At 55.5% G+C, this 14,374-nt stretch carries 14 protein-coding genes; 5 read left to right on the plus strand and 9 right to left on the minus strand.

The window, feature by feature from the left end:
- From pcnB to dksA, 7 genes are all read right to left on the minus strand, one after another.
- Positions 1–944: polynucleotide adenylyltransferase PcnB (pcnB, locus tag B2Z72_RS13430; RefSeq protein ID WP_414716705.1), on the minus strand; the 944-nt coding region annotated here is incomplete at its 3' end.
- 1,160 nt (positions 945–2,104) lie between these two features.
- Positions 2,105–2,233 carry a hypothetical protein gene (locus B2Z72_RS13435; protein WP_296980834.1) on the minus strand — a complete coding sequence of 43 codons (129 nt, stop codon included), beginning with the start codon at positions 2,231–2,233 and terminating at the stop codon, positions 2,105–2,107.
- Positions 2,234–2,667: 434 nt separating this feature from the next.
- Positions 2,668–4,065: a sigma-54-dependent transcriptional regulator gene (locus tag B2Z72_RS13440; protein ID WP_296980832.1), complete on the minus strand. Its 1,398-nt coding sequence runs from the start codon at positions 4,063–4,065 to the stop codon at positions 2,668–2,670.
- Entirely contained in the window at positions 4,062–6,992 is a 2,931-nt protein-coding gene (locus B2Z72_RS13445) for a sensor histidine kinase (protein WP_296980830.1), read from the minus strand. Before B2Z72_RS13445 ends, B2Z72_RS13440 begins: the two co-directional genes overlap by 4 nt.
- Positions 6,982–7,158 (minus strand): hypothetical protein, encoded by a 177-nt coding sequence (locus B2Z72_RS13450; protein WP_296980829.1) that lies wholly within the window; start codon positions 7,156–7,158, stop codon positions 6,982–6,984. The genes B2Z72_RS13445 and B2Z72_RS13450 overlap by 11 nt, the downstream gene beginning before the upstream one ends.
- A gap of 121 nt (positions 7,159–7,279) precedes the next feature.
- Entirely contained in the window at positions 7,280–8,188 is a 909-nt protein-coding gene (gluQRS, locus tag B2Z72_RS13455; protein WP_296980827.1) for a tRNA glutamyl-Q(34) synthetase GluQRS, read from the minus strand.
- A 66-nt stretch (positions 8,189–8,254) separates the two neighbouring features.
- On the minus strand, positions 8,255–8,692 hold the full coding sequence (gene dksA, locus B2Z72_RS13460; protein WP_414716350.1) for an RNA polymerase-binding protein DksA: 438 nt from the start codon (positions 8,690–8,692) through the stop codon (positions 8,255–8,257).
- Between the two features lie 200 nt (positions 8,693–8,892).
- Between dksA and B2Z72_RS13465 the strand changes: the two genes are divergently transcribed.
- From B2Z72_RS13465 to B2Z72_RS13475, 3 genes are all read left to right on the plus strand, one after another.
- Positions 8,893–10,095 carry a pyridoxal phosphate-dependent aminotransferase gene (locus B2Z72_RS13465; RefSeq protein ID WP_296980825.1) on the plus strand — a complete coding sequence of 401 codons (1,203 nt, stop codon included), beginning with the start codon at positions 8,893–8,895 and terminating at the stop codon, positions 10,093–10,095.
- 7 nt (positions 10,096–10,102) lie between these two features.
- Complete coding sequence (sfsA, locus tag B2Z72_RS13470; protein WP_296980824.1) at positions 10,103–10,816, plus strand: DNA/RNA nuclease SfsA; 714 nt, start codon at positions 10,103–10,105, stop codon at positions 10,814–10,816.
- An 80-nt stretch (positions 10,817–10,896) separates the two neighbouring features.
- The gene (locus B2Z72_RS13475; RefSeq protein WP_296980822.1) at positions 10,897–11,106 is read left to right on the plus strand and encodes a hypothetical protein; all 210 of its coding nucleotides are present in this window, start codon (positions 10,897–10,899) and stop codon (positions 11,104–11,106) included.
- 24 nt (positions 11,107–11,130) lie between these two features.
- Here the strand turns inward: B2Z72_RS13475 and B2Z72_RS13480 are convergent, their stop codons facing one another.
- The gene (locus B2Z72_RS13480) at positions 11,131–11,457 is read right to left on the minus strand and encodes a Rieske (2Fe-2S) protein (RefSeq protein WP_296980820.1); all 327 of its coding nucleotides are present in this window, start codon (positions 11,455–11,457) and stop codon (positions 11,131–11,133) included.
- A gap of 23 nt (positions 11,458–11,480) precedes the next feature.
- On the opposite strand from B2Z72_RS13480, the gene B2Z72_RS13485 reads away from it, so the two are divergent.
- Entirely contained in the window at positions 11,481–12,473 is a 993-nt protein-coding gene (locus tag B2Z72_RS13485) for a FecCD family ABC transporter permease (protein ID WP_296980818.1), read from the plus strand.
- The gene (locus B2Z72_RS13490; RefSeq protein WP_297005037.1) at positions 12,467–13,237 is read left to right on the plus strand and encodes an ATP-binding cassette domain-containing protein; all 771 of its coding nucleotides are present in this window, start codon (positions 12,467–12,469) and stop codon (positions 13,235–13,237) included. Before B2Z72_RS13485 ends, B2Z72_RS13490 begins: the two co-directional genes overlap by 7 nt.
- Before the next feature lie 292 nt (positions 13,238–13,529).
- On the opposite strand, the gene B2Z72_RS13495 is transcribed toward B2Z72_RS13490, so the two are convergent.
- On the minus strand, positions 13,530–14,318 hold the full coding sequence (locus B2Z72_RS13495) for a cyclic nucleotide-binding domain-containing protein (protein ID WP_296980815.1): 789 nt from the start codon (positions 14,316–14,318) through the stop codon (positions 13,530–13,532).
- Between the last annotated feature and the right edge of the window lie 56 nt (positions 14,319–14,374).

The following is a 14,374-nucleotide window of genomic DNA, read 5'->3' on the forward strand; positions in this document are numbered from 1 at the left end:
GCCAGGAAGAAATACGGTGTTACCGATTTACCCGCACGGATGCGGTCATCGGTGTTACGCATGGTGTTCTCCGCCATGGCCAGCGCCATTGGATCATCGCGCAGGCACTGTTCGGTCGCCGGGAACAGGGCGCCAAACAGATTGTATTCACGTAACAGACGCAGGGTATCCAGTGCGTTACCGTGCAGGAAGAGTTTGAGCACTTCCTCGAACAGACGGGCGGCCGGGATCTGTTCCAGCAAGGGTGCCATCACCGGAATGGGCTCTGCGGTCTGAGCTTCAATGGTAAAGCCCAGTTTGGCAGCAAAGCGGATGGCGCGCAGCATGCGTACCGGGTCTTCGCGGTAACGGGTTTCCGGATCACCGATCAGACGCAGACGTTTGTTCTGCAGATCATCCCAGCCACCGGCATAGGCGTGTACGCTGAAGTCAGCAATATCGTAGTACAGAGCGTTGACGGTAAAGTCGCGACGCATGGCGTCTTCATCTTTATTGCCGTAAACGTTGTCACGCAGAATCATACCCTGATCGCCGGTGGCGGCGACTTTGGCAGAATGATCTTCAGTCGGTGGTGCACGGAAGGTGGCCACCTCGATCACTTCGCGGCCAAATACCACATGAACCAGCTTGAAGCGGCGGCCGATCAGGCGCGAGTTGCGGAACAGCTGATTAACCTGCTCTGGTGTGGCGTCAGTCGCCACGTCAAAATCCTTCGGATTCAGCCCCAGCAGGGTGTCACGCACGCCGCCGCCGACCAGTAACGCCTGATGACCGGCATTGTTGAGGCGATACAGCACCTTCAGCGCATTTTCGCTGATGTTGCTGCGGCTGATCTGGTGCTGGTCCCGGGGAATCACTGTCAGTGGCGCCGGGGTCTGGCTGCGGCTGCTGCCGGACAGGCGTTTGATGCCGGCTTTAACAGTGTCAGTAAAGGATTTTATCAAAATGCTTCGCTTGGCTTTCGCTTAAGTAGAGAGTTACAAAGGCCGGAAGTTTACCCCTAAGGCGGTAACAAATAAATGTTTACACCGTCAGCGGCCTGATGGGCAGGAAAAACCTGAGCTGCAGACAAACAAAAAGCCGCATATAGCGGCTCTGTGACAGTCCCTGTTGTTATTATTCTTCTACCGTGGGGCGAACCGACTGTTTTGAATGAACTGATGCGGCGGCTTTATTATTATTGTTACCGGCTCAGAACGGCACATTCAAAACAGTGTGTTCATAGTTATCCCGGGATTTTTATTATTGTTAGTCCGGGTCGTGCCCGGCCCGTTATTATTTTTATTGTGGGCCGGATGTGGTTCACAGCGTTTGTTATTTTTATTGTTCGCTGCTTGCCATATATCTTAGATAGAGCAGGCAGCGTGCCAAAAAATTAAAATCCTTTAAAATCAGATGCTTATGGTTTTTTCGTGGCCCGATGTAACCTAAACTTAGCCTAAAGTGTTACGGCAATCGGGGTCATAGGTAACAGTTCAGGACAAGGGGTAACAACCTGTAACAACCAGGCCTGTTCCGTCTTAGCCTGCTGTCGTTTTCAGTACATCAGGTCAGAAATCTTTCTGTCGCGGGCTCTTTTCTCTGCAGGGCTGATCTGCTCATGCAGGATCTGTGGTCTCTCCCTGGGGACATTCTCAGGTTTTCCAGCTCGCTTCTCTCAAACACACCTCTCTCAAGCACACATCTCTCTGGCTCACTTCTCGCTAGAACACTTCTCGCTAGAACACTTCTCTCCGGCGCATTTCTCCCAGGCTGGTATCGGTCTGGCTGACAGGAAAGTCACTTATCGACGATCTTCGCGGAAATCCGGAGGCTGTTCTGTTGAGCACAGATAGTGGCAGGCACGTAACACAGCAAGCTGAAAATATTTATTCTGGGAGGGCTGTCGGGTGAAGAATAGTACTGAGATGGTTGTGCGGTTATGGATCTGGTGCAGGCTGCCAGCCAACAGACATCTCTGGACGAACTGAAGAGGTACAGAAGTTGAAGGTCAGTGCGGAACAGGGGGGGAGGTAGATAAGAAAGAGGATTGCTTTGCTGGCGAACGCCGTCAGCAAAGCAATCATCTGTCAGTGAGTTGGGGCTTGTTATTTTTATTATGAACTCAGGCCGTTTTGTTATTTTTATTTTGTTGGCCACCGCACTCAGGTTTTTTATTTTTATTTTTCAGAGTGCTTTTTTTATTGGTTTGTATATCTATAGCTATCCTCGTGCCAATTACTGATAAACTCATATAAGTCCTTTAAAAACAATAACTTATGGGTTTCTATGGGGAGTCTTTCAGAGCCTGTGGCGCGATAAGTGTTACCCTTATTGGCATGATATGACCGATATTTGGGTAAGTGTAACCGCTGTGGTTACACTCGTGCTACTTCTCATGGTCTGCGTGATTCTACTTATGGGTTGCTCAGGGATGGGGGCAGGCCTTTTTCAGGGGCTGGCGGGCCACAGTGTGATGGGGGAGATGGAGCATGCCACGTTGCTGGTCGGTTGTTTATTCGTTGTAGATTGGTTGCTGTGTGGGGACTGATCGATTGCTGATCGTTGCTATGCTGATCGTCGCTATAAAGTGCCGTTGAAGAATACTGCCGCGAGCGGGCAACAGAGATAAAGCGCAGAGAAAGACCGGCCGCCGGCAGCGGCAGCCAGAAGAAAAGCCGGTTGGTGTTACTTGCCTTTGCGGCGCGGAATTCCCAGGCGCTGGCGACGTTCCCACAGACTTTTGCGTGAGATACCCAGTTTGCGCGCGAGATCCGTCTCGGTCATGTTCTGCTCGTTTTCCAGCACAAAATGCACAAAGTAATCGTCCAGTGACAGATCCCCCTGTTGTGGCTGGTTGTCGGTCGCGCGGAACTGATCGTCTTCCGCCAGATGTTCTTTCATGCTCGGGCTGATATAGCGGTCCGGCGACAGATCGATGCCCAGAATACTGGCCGGAATCTCGTCTTCATCGGCCAGAATCACCGCCCGTTCCACCGCGTTCTCCAGTTCCCGCACGTTGCCGGGCCACTGGTACTGGCGGATGGCCTGAACGGCTTCTTCGGTGAAGTGCATCGGCTTCTGATGCATTTTTTCGCAGGCCCGGGAGAGCATGGCATCCGCGATTTCCACCACGTCGTCACCGCGTTCACGCAGGGGTGGCAGGTGCAGTTCGACCACGTTCAGGCGATAGTAAAGGTCTTCGCGGAATTCACCACGGGAAGCGAGATCTTTCAGATTACGGTGGGTTGCTGCGACCAGCCTGACATCCACCTGCCGGCTTTGCACGGAGCCAACGCGGCGGATTTCACCTTCCTGCAGTACACGCAGCAGGCGCGCCTGAGCTTCCAGTGGCAGTTCGCCGATTTCATCAAGGAACAGCGTACCGCCATCGGCGGCTTCAACCAGGCCCTGACGCATTGTGTTGGCACCGGTAAAAGCGCCTTTTTCATGACCGAACAATTCGGATTCGATCAGGGTTTCCGGAATGGCGGCGCAGTTGACGGAAATCAGTGGCGCGCTGGCGCGGCGGCTCTGTTCGTGCAGGGCCTTGGCGACCAGTTCTTTACCGGTACCGGATTCGCCCTGAATCAGTACGGTGGCGTCGGTGGGAGCGACTTTACTGATTTTTTTGAACAACAGCAGCATGGGTTCGCAGCTGCCGATAATGCCGTTGTGTGGGTATTCTTTGCTGACTTCATGGGTCAGCTTTTCTTCCTGAACCGGCTTCGCCGTCAGTTGAGATTCGGTCAGGATGCGTTTGACCGCCTTAACCATTTCTTCATGATCGAACGGCTTGGCGATGTAGTCCACGGCGCCCATTTTCATGGCATCCACAGCGGAACGCAGGCTGGCGTAACTGGTCATGATGAGTACCGGGGTGTTACCCGCCAGTTCAACCAGTTCAGTGCCCTGACCACCGGGCAGACGCAGATCTGAGATGATCAGATCGAAGGCATTAAGATCCTGCTCTTTGGCGGCATCCAGTGAATCAACATCTGTGACCTGGTAGTTATGACGCTGCAGCAGGCGGCGTACGGATTGACGGATAATGGCTTCGTCTTCAACGACCAGTATGTGACTCATACTATGGATTCCGATTCTTCTGTCAGGTTATAGCGTGGCAGGCTGACTTTAACACAGGTTCCCCGATCTTCCGCGACCGGGCTCTCTATTGATATATGACCATAGTGCTCTTCCACTATGTTATAAACCAGTGACAAGCCAAGACCCGTGCCCTTACCGACATCTTTGGTGGTGAAAAAAGGTTCAAAAATCCGGTCCAGTTTATCGGCCGGAATGCCGTGCCCCTGATCGGTGACACGGATGGTTACCTGATGCTCATCGGCCTCACTGGCAACCCTCACCTGCTGACCGCTGCCGCTGGCATCGCGGGCATTACTCAACAGATTAACAAATACCTGTACCAGCCGCTGATCATCGCCGAGCACGCTCAGTTCGTCATCACAGTCATTGACGAAGCTGATGGATTCGCTGCGTTTGCTCAGCCGCAGCAGCTGCATGGCGTCATCGACCACGTGGGCGATATTGACCGGTTCATGTTCTGCGGTCTGGTTACCGCCGTGGGCAAAGTTCATCAGTGACTGCACAATACGCGATACGCGCTTGGTCTGTTCCTGAATCTGGTTGGCCATCTCCAGCAGTTCCGGGTTATCGGTTTCATAGCGGATGGTCTGGGCAATGCAGTCGATACCGGTTACCGGGTTGCCGATCTCATGGGCAACACCGGCTGCCAGACGCCCGATGGAAGCCAGCCGCTCACTGTGCATCAGCTCTTCTTCCAGCATCTGGGTTTCGGTCTGATCTTCCATCAGAATAACGATACCGCCAGGCTGCCCGCCGGTGGGTTTGATCACCGACTTATGCAGGCTGAACCAACGCGGACGGGCACCGATTTCGACCCGTTTCTTGTACTGGTGCATGGCCTGACTGAGCACGAAGTCCTGCAGCAGTCCGCGCCATGGCGGCGGCAGGCGGGTCAGGTGCGAACCGGTAACTTCATCGGATTTGATGTGCGTCAGATCAGTCATGGCCTGGTTCCACATCAGTACTTCGCCGTCATCGGCCATGGAGCACACGCCCATGGGCAGACGCTCCAGCGTCTGGCGATGGTAGCGGCGCAGGTTATCCAGCTCGCCGGCAAGACCGCTGAGGCGATCGTGAAAGCCTTCCAGACGCTGCTCAATCTGATAGATGTCTTCGCTCAGCTCGGCATTTTCCTGGAAGGGCAGATAACGGCCGACGATATCGTGGGCCACGGTTGGTCCCATCAGGCCGGAAATATTGGCTTCCAGTCGCGCGCGCAGGCGGCGCAGGGCATACGGCCGGTCTTCATAGGACGGCAGATCCAGATCATGCAGTGCCTGATACACCTCACGTTCGGCGACATAGCGCCCCAGCGGTTTGCTCAGCGCGGTAATCACGTCGTTGGAGTTTCCTGCCATCAGTGGGCGGCGGCTGGGGCGCGACAGGGTATCGATAGAGCAGGCCTGGGCGGCGGAAATCTCTGACGCTTTCTGCTTGGTAACCAGACTGACCAGCACAAACAGCGCAGCGTTAACGCCGAAGGAAATCACCGCCGACAGATGCCAGTTGGCTTCGTTTACTACCGGCAGCGAGATGGGCAGTTTCCAGCCCAGCGCGGCCACGGAAAACGGCAGCAGCATAGTGTACAGCCACAGCAGAATGCCGCTGATCAGACCGGCGAGGAAGCCTTTGCGGTTGGATTTTGGCCAGTACAGCAGGCCAAGCACACCAGGCAGAAACTGCAGCGCGGCAACAAACGCCAGAATCCCCAGTCGTGACAGATCGAGATCGCCACCCATCATGCGGTAGAACACGTAAGACAGCAGCAGAATGCCGGCAATCAGGCTGCGCCGCATCCACAGCAGCCAGCGATAAAAGTCATGACGCGGGCTGGGCTTATGCACCGGCAGGACGATGTGGTTAAGCACCATGGCGGCGCTGGCCAGGGTAATCACAATCATCACCCCGGAGGCTGCTGCCAGACCGCCAACGAAGGTCATCAGCGTCAGGGCGGGGGATTCCAGTGCCAGACCTATGCCCAGGGCGTAGTATTCCGGCGGAGTATCCACCTGCAGATAAACACCGGCCCACAGAATTGGTGGTACTGCGATGGCCATCACCAGCAGCAGCAGAGGGAAGCCCCAGCTGGCAGGCTTAAGCGCATCGGTGTTGAGGTTTTCGGTGAACACCACATGGAACATGTGGGGCATCACGATGGCGGCGGCGAAGAACACCAGCAGCAGAGTGCGCCACGGCCCTTCCTGCAGCGGTTTATGCTGCTCGGTGAGTTGCTGGTGGTTGTCGATCAGCCATTGTTCAAGGCCGCCGGTTTCATGAAAGACACCGAACAGAGCGACACCGCCGAGCACCAGAATCACCAGCAGTTTGAGCAGGGATTCAAACGCCAGCGCGAATACCAGACCTTCGTGCTTTTCCCGCGGCGATACATGGCGGGCGCCGAACAGTACGGCGAAGATAATCATGATCACACAGAAACCAAAGGCCAGCGCACTGTCCGGCCATTCGCTGTTGAGCAATTGCAATGAATCTGTGATGGCTGTGATCTGCAGGGTCAGTGATGGTACCACCACGGCAAGGGTGAAAAGTGCGACCAGCATGCCTGCGAGGCGGCTGCGATAGCGGAAAGCCAGCAGGTCGGCGAGCGAGCTGAGCTGATAGATGCGGGTAATGTGCAGCAGCGGGCGTAACAGAATCGGCGACATCACAAAGGCGCCGGAAATGCCCAGATAATAGGCCAGATAGCCGTAACCATACTGGTTCGCCAGACCGACGGAACCATAAAAGGCCCAGGCGCTGGCGTAAACCCCAAGGGAGAATACGTACACCAGCGGATGGCGTACGATGCGTTTCGGCACCCAGCCACGTTCCACCGCATAGGCGGCAAAGAACAGGGTGAACAGATAGCCGAGAACAATCAGCCCCAGCTGATTGAGACTAAAGCTCATCATCACCCCGTTTATGATTCAGCCAGATATAAAATCCGATCAGCACAAACCAGATGGCAAAGGGCCGGTACCAGGCTCCGTGAGAGTCCAGCCACCAGTCCATGACGATGGGAGAGAGGAGATAAATCCCCACGAGAAACGCCATACCGAGGCGATAATCGTACATAGAATTCTGACAGTGCCCGCAATTCAAAGCAGCAAGAGTACCACAATACCCATCAGTGAACGCCAGCCACGCTGCATTATGCGCAATAAATGATCAATGACGGTGAACAGAAGACAGAGCCTCAGTCGCGGCAGAACGTATCCGGGGCGGCGATGCCCTGCAGACCTTTGAGTGCATCACTGCGCCAGTGGGCAATGGCCCAGCTGAGCAGTTCTCCGGCGGGTGCGCCGCGCAGCGTCTGCGGCGGCTGTTGTCGCAGCCATAGCAGCGCCGTAAACAGCGTGTCACTTATGCTGTCGGCGGCGATGGGGCGTGCCAGATTCTGTTTACTGAGCTTCTGGCCGTTGGCTTCCAGTGCCACCGGAATGTGCGACCACGCCGGCAATGGCTGATTCAGTGCCTGATACAGCAATGCCTGACGGGCGGTGGAGTCGATCAGATCTATGCCGCGCACAATATGGGTGATGCCCTGATCAATGTCGTCACTGATAACGGCCAGCTGATAAGACCAGGGGCCATCGCGGCGTTTCAGAACGAAATCGCCGATAGCACTGAAATCTTCGCACCAGCGTCCCTGTAAACCATCATCGAAGCAGAATTCGCCCTTCTCTGGTGCCAGAAAACGCCAGGCAATGTCCGCTGTTGCACAGCAGTGGCAGTTGCCGTGATGGGGTTTGCCATCCAGCTGTTTGCGTGAACACTGACAGGGAAACGCCTGTTGCTGGTGGATCAGACGATCGAGGTTTTGCTGATAAGCATCGTGGCGCTGACTCTGATAGCGGATTTCACCATCATGTTCAAAGCCATAAGCTTCCAGTGTACGCAGAATACTGTCGGCGGCAGTGGGGTCTTCCCGTGGCGGGTCAAGATCTTCGATGCGGATCAGCCAGCGGCCATGGTGCGCCCGGGCGTCGAGATAACTGGCGAGTGCGGCAAGCAGTGAACCAAAATGCAGTGGGCCAGTGGGTGATGGCGCAAAACGGCCGGTATATAAAGAAGGAGTATCTGGGGATAAAGCTGAATCAGTCATGTCAGCAGGGTAACGGTGTCAGTAGAAGCGACCCGGATACAGAACGTATCCGGGTTGCAGCAGCGATTAAACGCCCAGCTGTTTTTCTTTGATTTCAGCCAGAGTTTTGCAGTCGATGCAAAGGTCAGCTGTAGGACGGGCTTCCAGACGACGGATACCAATCTCTACACCACAGGCTTCGCAGAAGCCGTAGTCACCTTTTTCGATCAGATCCAGAGTCTTCTCGATTTTTTTGATCAGCTTACGCTCACGGTCACGGGTGCGCAGTTCCAGGCTGAATTCTTCTTCCTGACTGGCGCGGTCGTTAGGGTCCGCGTAGTTGTTCAGCTCGGTCTGCATATGCTCTTTGGTGCGATCCACTTCTTCCATCAGCTCCTGTTTCCAGTTGCGCAGGATCATAGCGAAGTGCTCCAGCTGAGCATCGTTCATGTATTCTTCGTCTTTGCCCATTTCGTAGGGGGTGAAATTCGACAGGGCAAATTCTTTGTTTTCTTGTGGCATCATGTTCTGCCTCACCTTCTGACCGGAAATACCGGAGGTCTGGTCCATGCGCCCCGGATTGACAGGTGTCTACCCCGGGCCCCAAATAAACAAGGCCGGGAAACTATCAGATAACATCCCTTCCGCCAACTGTTTATCTCTTCATTTATTGATGCTTATCGCGCATCTGGCACAATAGAATGCCAATTCCGTGCCGAAACCTTATGAAAACCTCTGACAATCTTTCTAATTCTTCCGGACATCCGGGTCACTCGCGCCGTACCTCAGAGGTGCGGCCATTTCAGGTGATGGCCATTCTGGCCCGGGCTCAGGCCTTGCAGGCTCTGGGGCGTGACATTATTCATCTGGAAGTTGGTGAGCCGGATTTCCCCACGCCGGAGCCGTTAATTGATGCCTCGGTGACAGCGATGAAAGCCGGCAAAACCGGTTATACCCCGGCGCTCGGTCTGCCCCAGCTGCGCCAGAAAATCGCAGATTATTACGCCGAGCGATTTGGCGTTCGTGTCAGTTCACAACGCATTGTGCTGGCTCCGGGGGCATCCGGTGCCCTGTTATTGCTCACTGCGGCACGGCTGGATGAAGGCCGTCAGCTGATGCTGGCGGATCCGGGATATCCCTGTAACCGCCATTTCGCGCGGGTTTTCGAAGGCCACGGCCAACTGATTCCCTGTGGCGCAGAACAACGCTACCAGCTGACGCCGGCTGATATTGATCAACATTGGTGCGCCTCGACTCAGGCTGCTCTGGTGGCGTCACCGGCAAATCCGACCGGTACCGTTCTGAGTCTGGAGGAGCTGGCCGCCTTGGCGGATGCCGTGCGCCAGAATAATGGCGGTGCAGCAGGCGGACTGTGGGTCGATGAAATTTATCAGGGGCTGAATTACACAGTTGAGCCGCAAACGGTGCTCTCCGTCGCCGATGATGCCGTGGTGCTGAACAGCTTCTCCAAGTATTTCGGTATGACTGGCTGGCGTCTGGGTTGGGCCGTGGTGCCTGAAGCCTGGGTTCCGACGCTGGATACCCTGGCGCAGAATCTGTTTCTGGCGCCACCAACCCCGGCGCAATACGCCGCGCTGGCGGCGTTTGAGCCAGACACCATGGCCATTCTGGAAGCGCGCCGGCAGGAACTGGCTGAGCGCCGCGAGTATATGCTGGCTGCTTTGCCTGAACTGGGCTTTACCATTCCGGTAGCGCCGGATGGTGCCTTCTATATATACGCTGATGCCAGCCGCTTTACCGCTGACAGTCTGAGCTTCTGCGCTCAGGTGCTGGAAGAAACCGGAGTCGCCATTACGCCTGGGGTGGATTTTGGTGAGTATCAGGCCGATACCCATGTGCGTTTCGCATTTACCACCCGTCTTGAACGGCTGCAGGAAGCTGTTGAGCGCCTGCGTAACTGGTTGTGAGGGGGCAATGAAATACGATGAAGCTCTGGTCAGTGGTCGCTTACTGCGCCGCTATAAGCGCTTTCTGGCGGATATCCGTCTGGATGATGGCCAGGAAGTAACCGCTCACTGTCCCAATACCGGTTCGATGAAGCACTGCGCCGACGCCGACAGCCGGGTGTGGCTGTGGGACAGCCATAACCCGAAGCGTAAGTATCAGCTGTCCTGGGAGTGGGTTGAGGTCGATGGTCAGTTCCGTGCCTGTGTGAACACAGCGCGGGCAAACCAGCTGGTTGAGGAGGCACTGAAAGACGGTGTTATCAGCGAACTGGCGGGTGATTATGACATCCGCCGCGAGCCCAAAGTCGCTGACGGGCGTCTGGATTTTCTGCTGTCTGCCCAGCAGAAGGGTGATGCCGATATCTATGTGGAAGTAAAAAGTGTCACCCTGCTCAGTGAAGAAACGGCGGGGTTGGGGACCTTTCCTGATGCGGTAACCGAGCGTGGACTGAAACATTTACGCCGTTTGCAGGCTCTGAAGGAAGAAGGTTACCGCGCGGTCCTGCTCTTTTGTGTACCCCATGAAGGCATTGAGCGGGTGCAGGCGGCAGCGGATATTGACCCCAAATACGCCGCAGCGCTGGCTGAAGTGGCCTCAGCTGGCGTGGAAGTACTCGCTTACCGGGTAACCTTCAGCGAGTGGGGCATGGCGCTGACGACACCGTTACCTGTGCTGATCTGAATACTGGCGGCCAGACGGCAACGGACAGAAAATAGCCACAGTCAAAAATAACGACAGTTAAAATTAATCAGGAGAAGCGTATGAAAGGCCTGAAATTCAAGTTACTGATACTGATTGTGGGGATTGTGCTGGGTGCCTGGGTTGGCTCCAACTGGATTCGCGAACGGCCCCTGCTGTCCAACCCGTTTGCTCCGGGGACGCTGACCGAGCGTCTGAAAGATTCCGGTTCCGACCTGCTCGACAGTGGTAAAGGTCTGATTGAAGACGGTGTGAATAAACTGAAGAACTGAGTTCAGTTTATTCACCGGATCGGGTTATTCCGCGCTTTCTGCGACCCACAACTCCCCATCGCGTTCCTCGCACGGCAGCGCGCTGAGCGAGCGCCCGGTACAGGGGCCGGAAATGCATTCGCCGCTGTCGATCAGAAACAGCGCGCCGTGCATGGCACACTGGATCAGCGACCCCTCGCTGTCGAGAAACTGATCCGGCTGCCATTCCAGATTGATCCCCAGATGGGGGCAGTGATTGCGATAAACGTAAAAGCGCCCATTCTTGCGCACGGCAAAAACCGGCTGGCCATCGACCTCGAAACCTTTGCTCTGGCCTTCCGCTATTTCACTGGTGTGGCACAATGCCCGCATTCTGTTTCCTCTGGTAATTCTTAATGAGCAATCTTCTGGGGCAAAAGCATATCCTGCCCCTGTGTCTGCTGCTACCTCTGCTGGTGATCATTCCCGGGCTGTTAAGCGGCAGTCAGCCACTCGAATGGCTGTTGCACGCCGACATCGGCCAGACTGTGTTGTGGCAGATCCGTTTACCGCGGGTGCTGATGGCCTTTCTCGTCGGTGCCTTACTGGCCTGGGCCGGGGTGCTGATTCAGGGCATGGTGCGTAACCCGCTGGCGGACCCGGGGCTGATTGGTGTGTCTGGTGGCGCTGCGGTCGGTGCCGCGCTGTTTGTGGTGCTGCTGGCATCCGGGCTGGCGTTACCTGCCTGGGGGCAAACACTGATGGCGTTTGGCGGTGGCGTACTGGCTCTGCTGGTGGTACTGCGTCTGGGCTTGCGGGGCAATTCATTGCAGGCTATGAGTTTTCTGATTCTGGCCGGTATCGCCGTTAACGTGCTGGCCAGTGCTCTGATTGGCCTGCTGTCCTATATGGCGTCTGATGATGCTCTACGCCAGATTACTTTCTGGTCGCTGGGCAGTCTGGCTGCCGCGGACTGGCAATGGGTGATGCTGATGGCACTGGCTCTGCTGGCCGGGCTGGCGTTCTGGCTGACGCGGCTGCGGCGTCTGGATGCGCTGTTGCTCGGTGAGGTGGAAGCCCGCTCTATGGGAATTCAGGTCAGCCAGCTGCAATGGCAGGTGGTGTTATGGGTGGCGCTATTTGTCTCTCTGGCGGTATCGGCTTCCGGCATGATCGGCTTTATTGGTCTGATCAGTCCGCATCTGGCGCGGCTGCTCACCGGCGCCGCACACCGGCGTATGATGCCGTTGGCGGTCACTATTGGAGGTTCATTATTGGTCGCGGCCGACACTCTGGCGCGCACTCTGATCGCTCCGGCAGAACTGCCGATCGGTATCGTTACCACCCTGATCGGTGCGCCACTGTTTATTGCCCTGATGGTCCGTGAAAAAAGGCGTTTCCAATGGTAACTCATACCTCTCCATCCATTCTGGAAGCGACCGGACTGACGGTCACACGGAATGAGGCAGACATAGTCCATGACATCAGTTTCCGTTTACCTGCCGGGGAGCTGGTGATGCTGGTGGGACCTAACGGCGCTGGCAAATCGACCCTGCTGAATCTGCTGGCCGGGTTGTCTCGCCCGGATGCCGGTTCATTGCTGGTTAACGGACAGCCGGCAGCGGATTTCTCGCGCACTGACTGGGCGCAGCGGGTGACACTGGTACCACAGCTGAGCAGCGCCGGTTTCCCGCTGTCGGTGCAGGAAGTGGTGGAGCTTGGCGGTCTGGCTCACAGTCAGTCTGTGGTGGCGCTGCGCAAAGAGGTTCAGCAGGCACTGAACGACTGGGACATTAACTGGCTGGCGAAGCGGGACATCCGCCTGTTATCCGGTGGCGAGCAGCAGCGCTGTCAACTGGCCCGCAGCTGGCTGCAGATGCAGCAGGCCGGTTCACTGCTGTGGCTATTGGATGAGCCGCTCAGCGCGCTGGATCTGCGCCATCAGCAGCAGTGTATGCACAAGGCAAAGGCATTAACGGCGCAGGGCAAGACCGTGGTGATGGTGGTGCATGATCTGAATCTGGCCCGTCACTTTGCTGATCGTGTGCTGCTGCTCAGTTGTGGCCGCTTAATGGCGGACGGCGCGGCAGCGGAAGTTCTGACGGCGGAGCGGGTGTCTGGGGTGTTTATGCTGGATGTCCGCCTGCAGGGGAATTATCTCGACTGGTCCTGAGACAGACTACAGCCTGTCTGGCAGGCAAAAAAATGCCCCTCATAAAGAGGGGCAAAGCAACCGTGATTAGCTTGATGAGAGAGATCACCATTCTGGCTGAGAGGGCCTGAATGCTGAACACCGGCGCTATCGCTAACGTCGATAAGCAAACGATAGTCATTCTCATTTGATGAGTCAAGAATAATTCTCATTTATTTTCACTTTTTTGTGTAAAGATTCCGGGTACGGGTATTCCTGCTGTGGTGCGGGCACAAAAAAAGCCGCATCAGCGGCTTTCTTCTGAGTAGTCCGTTCAGGACTCTTCTTTATCAATCAATTGTTGATTGATAATGGTGATACGACGGGCGAGGTTTTCGATCAGGTTTACTGCAGCTTTAGGCTGAGCTTCGATCAGCAGGACGAAGTCTTTCTGCGGTACTGCCATAATGGTACAGGCCGTTCTGGCGACTACGGTGGCTGAGCGCGGTTCACCGGTGAACACCGCCATAGCGCCGACCACTTCTTCTTCCGCTAGCTCACCGACTTTAACGCCATCGACAAACACGTCGGCTTCGCCACTGATGATGGTGTAGACCAGTTCCGCAGCATCACCCTGTTTAAGTATGACGTCGCCTGGCTGCAGGTTCTGGAAGCCAGCGGTTGGGCGTACCTGGTCTTTGAAGGTATCAGCCAGGTAGTTCATCATCTGGGCGTTCAGACAGACCAGTAAGTGACTCCAGTAGTGCTGCAGGCGCTTGTCGGAATAGATATGGCGCAGGAAGCGGTCACGCTCGATGGGGATCAGTTCAACATACTCATCAGTACGCAGCACCGGCATTGGCATATCAAACGCCTGGTGGATACCAATCAGGTCGCCCTCGTCAAAGCTCACCAGATTGATGTTGTTTTTGCTCAGATGCAGCATGCCATCATGAATCAGAAAGATCTGATCACGGTCAAACACTTCGTACAGGTCATCCACAGACTCCAGCGAGATAGGCGCAGTTTCAATTTCAAAGTCCTGCAGCAGGGCTTTGGTCAGCTGAGAAGTACGGCTGATCAACTGTTCAATGGTTTCTGATGGCTTGCCATTCAGGTACATGAGGTTCCCTCGTTATCGCCCGGCGGACTGTCTTAATAATGTTGCGAATATCGTTG

Origin of the sequence: Thalassolituus sp. UBA6592 (genome assembly GCF_002433655.1) — a bacterium.
GTDB lineage: Bacteria > Pseudomonadota > Gammaproteobacteria > Pseudomonadales > Oceanobacteraceae > Venatoribacter.

Bases quoted from the DNA above. Each gene is read 5' to 3' on its own strand.
- B2Z72_RS13435 (WP_296980834.1), bottom strand. From the start codon at position 2,233: ATGAGTTTATCAGTAATTGGCACGAGGATAGCTATAGATATACAAACC.
- B2Z72_RS13440 (WP_296980832.1), bottom strand. From the start codon at position 4,065: ATGAGTCACATACTGGTCGTTGAAGACGAAGCCATTATCCGTCAATCC.
- B2Z72_RS13445 (WP_296980830.1), bottom strand. From the start codon at position 6,992: ATGAGCTTTAGTCTCAATCAGCTGGGGCTGATTGTTCTCGGCTATCTG.
- B2Z72_RS13450 (WP_296980829.1), bottom strand. From the start codon at position 7,158: ATGTACGATTATCGCCTCGGTATGGCGTTTCTCGTGGGGATTTATCTC.
- gluQRS (WP_296980827.1), bottom strand. From the start codon at position 8,188: ATGACTGATTCAGCTTTATCCCCAGATACTCCTTCTTTATATACCGGC.
- dksA (WP_414716350.1), bottom strand. From the start codon at position 8,692: ATGATGCCACAAGAAAACAAAGAATTTGCCCTGTCGAATTTCACCCCC.
- B2Z72_RS13465 (WP_296980825.1), top strand. From the start codon at position 8,893: ATGAAAACCTCTGACAATCTTTCTAATTCTTCCGGACATCCGGGTCAC.
- sfsA (WP_296980824.1), top strand. From the start codon at position 10,103: ATGAAATACGATGAAGCTCTGGTCAGTGGTCGCTTACTGCGCCGCTAT.
- B2Z72_RS13475 (WP_296980822.1), top strand. From the start codon at position 10,897: ATGAAAGGCCTGAAATTCAAGTTACTGATACTGATTGTGGGGATTGTG.
- B2Z72_RS13480 (WP_296980820.1), bottom strand. From the start codon at position 11,457: ATGCGGGCATTGTGCCACACCAGTGAAATAGCGGAAGGCCAGAGCAAA.
- B2Z72_RS13485 (WP_296980818.1), top strand. From the start codon at position 11,481: ATGAGCAATCTTCTGGGGCAAAAGCATATCCTGCCCCTGTGTCTGCTG.
- B2Z72_RS13490 (WP_297005037.1), top strand. From the start codon at position 12,467: ATGGTAACTCATACCTCTCCATCCATTCTGGAAGCGACCGGACTGACG.
- B2Z72_RS13495 (WP_296980815.1), bottom strand. From the start codon at position 14,318: ATGTACCTGAATGGCAAGCCATCAGAAACCATTGAACAGTTGATCAGC.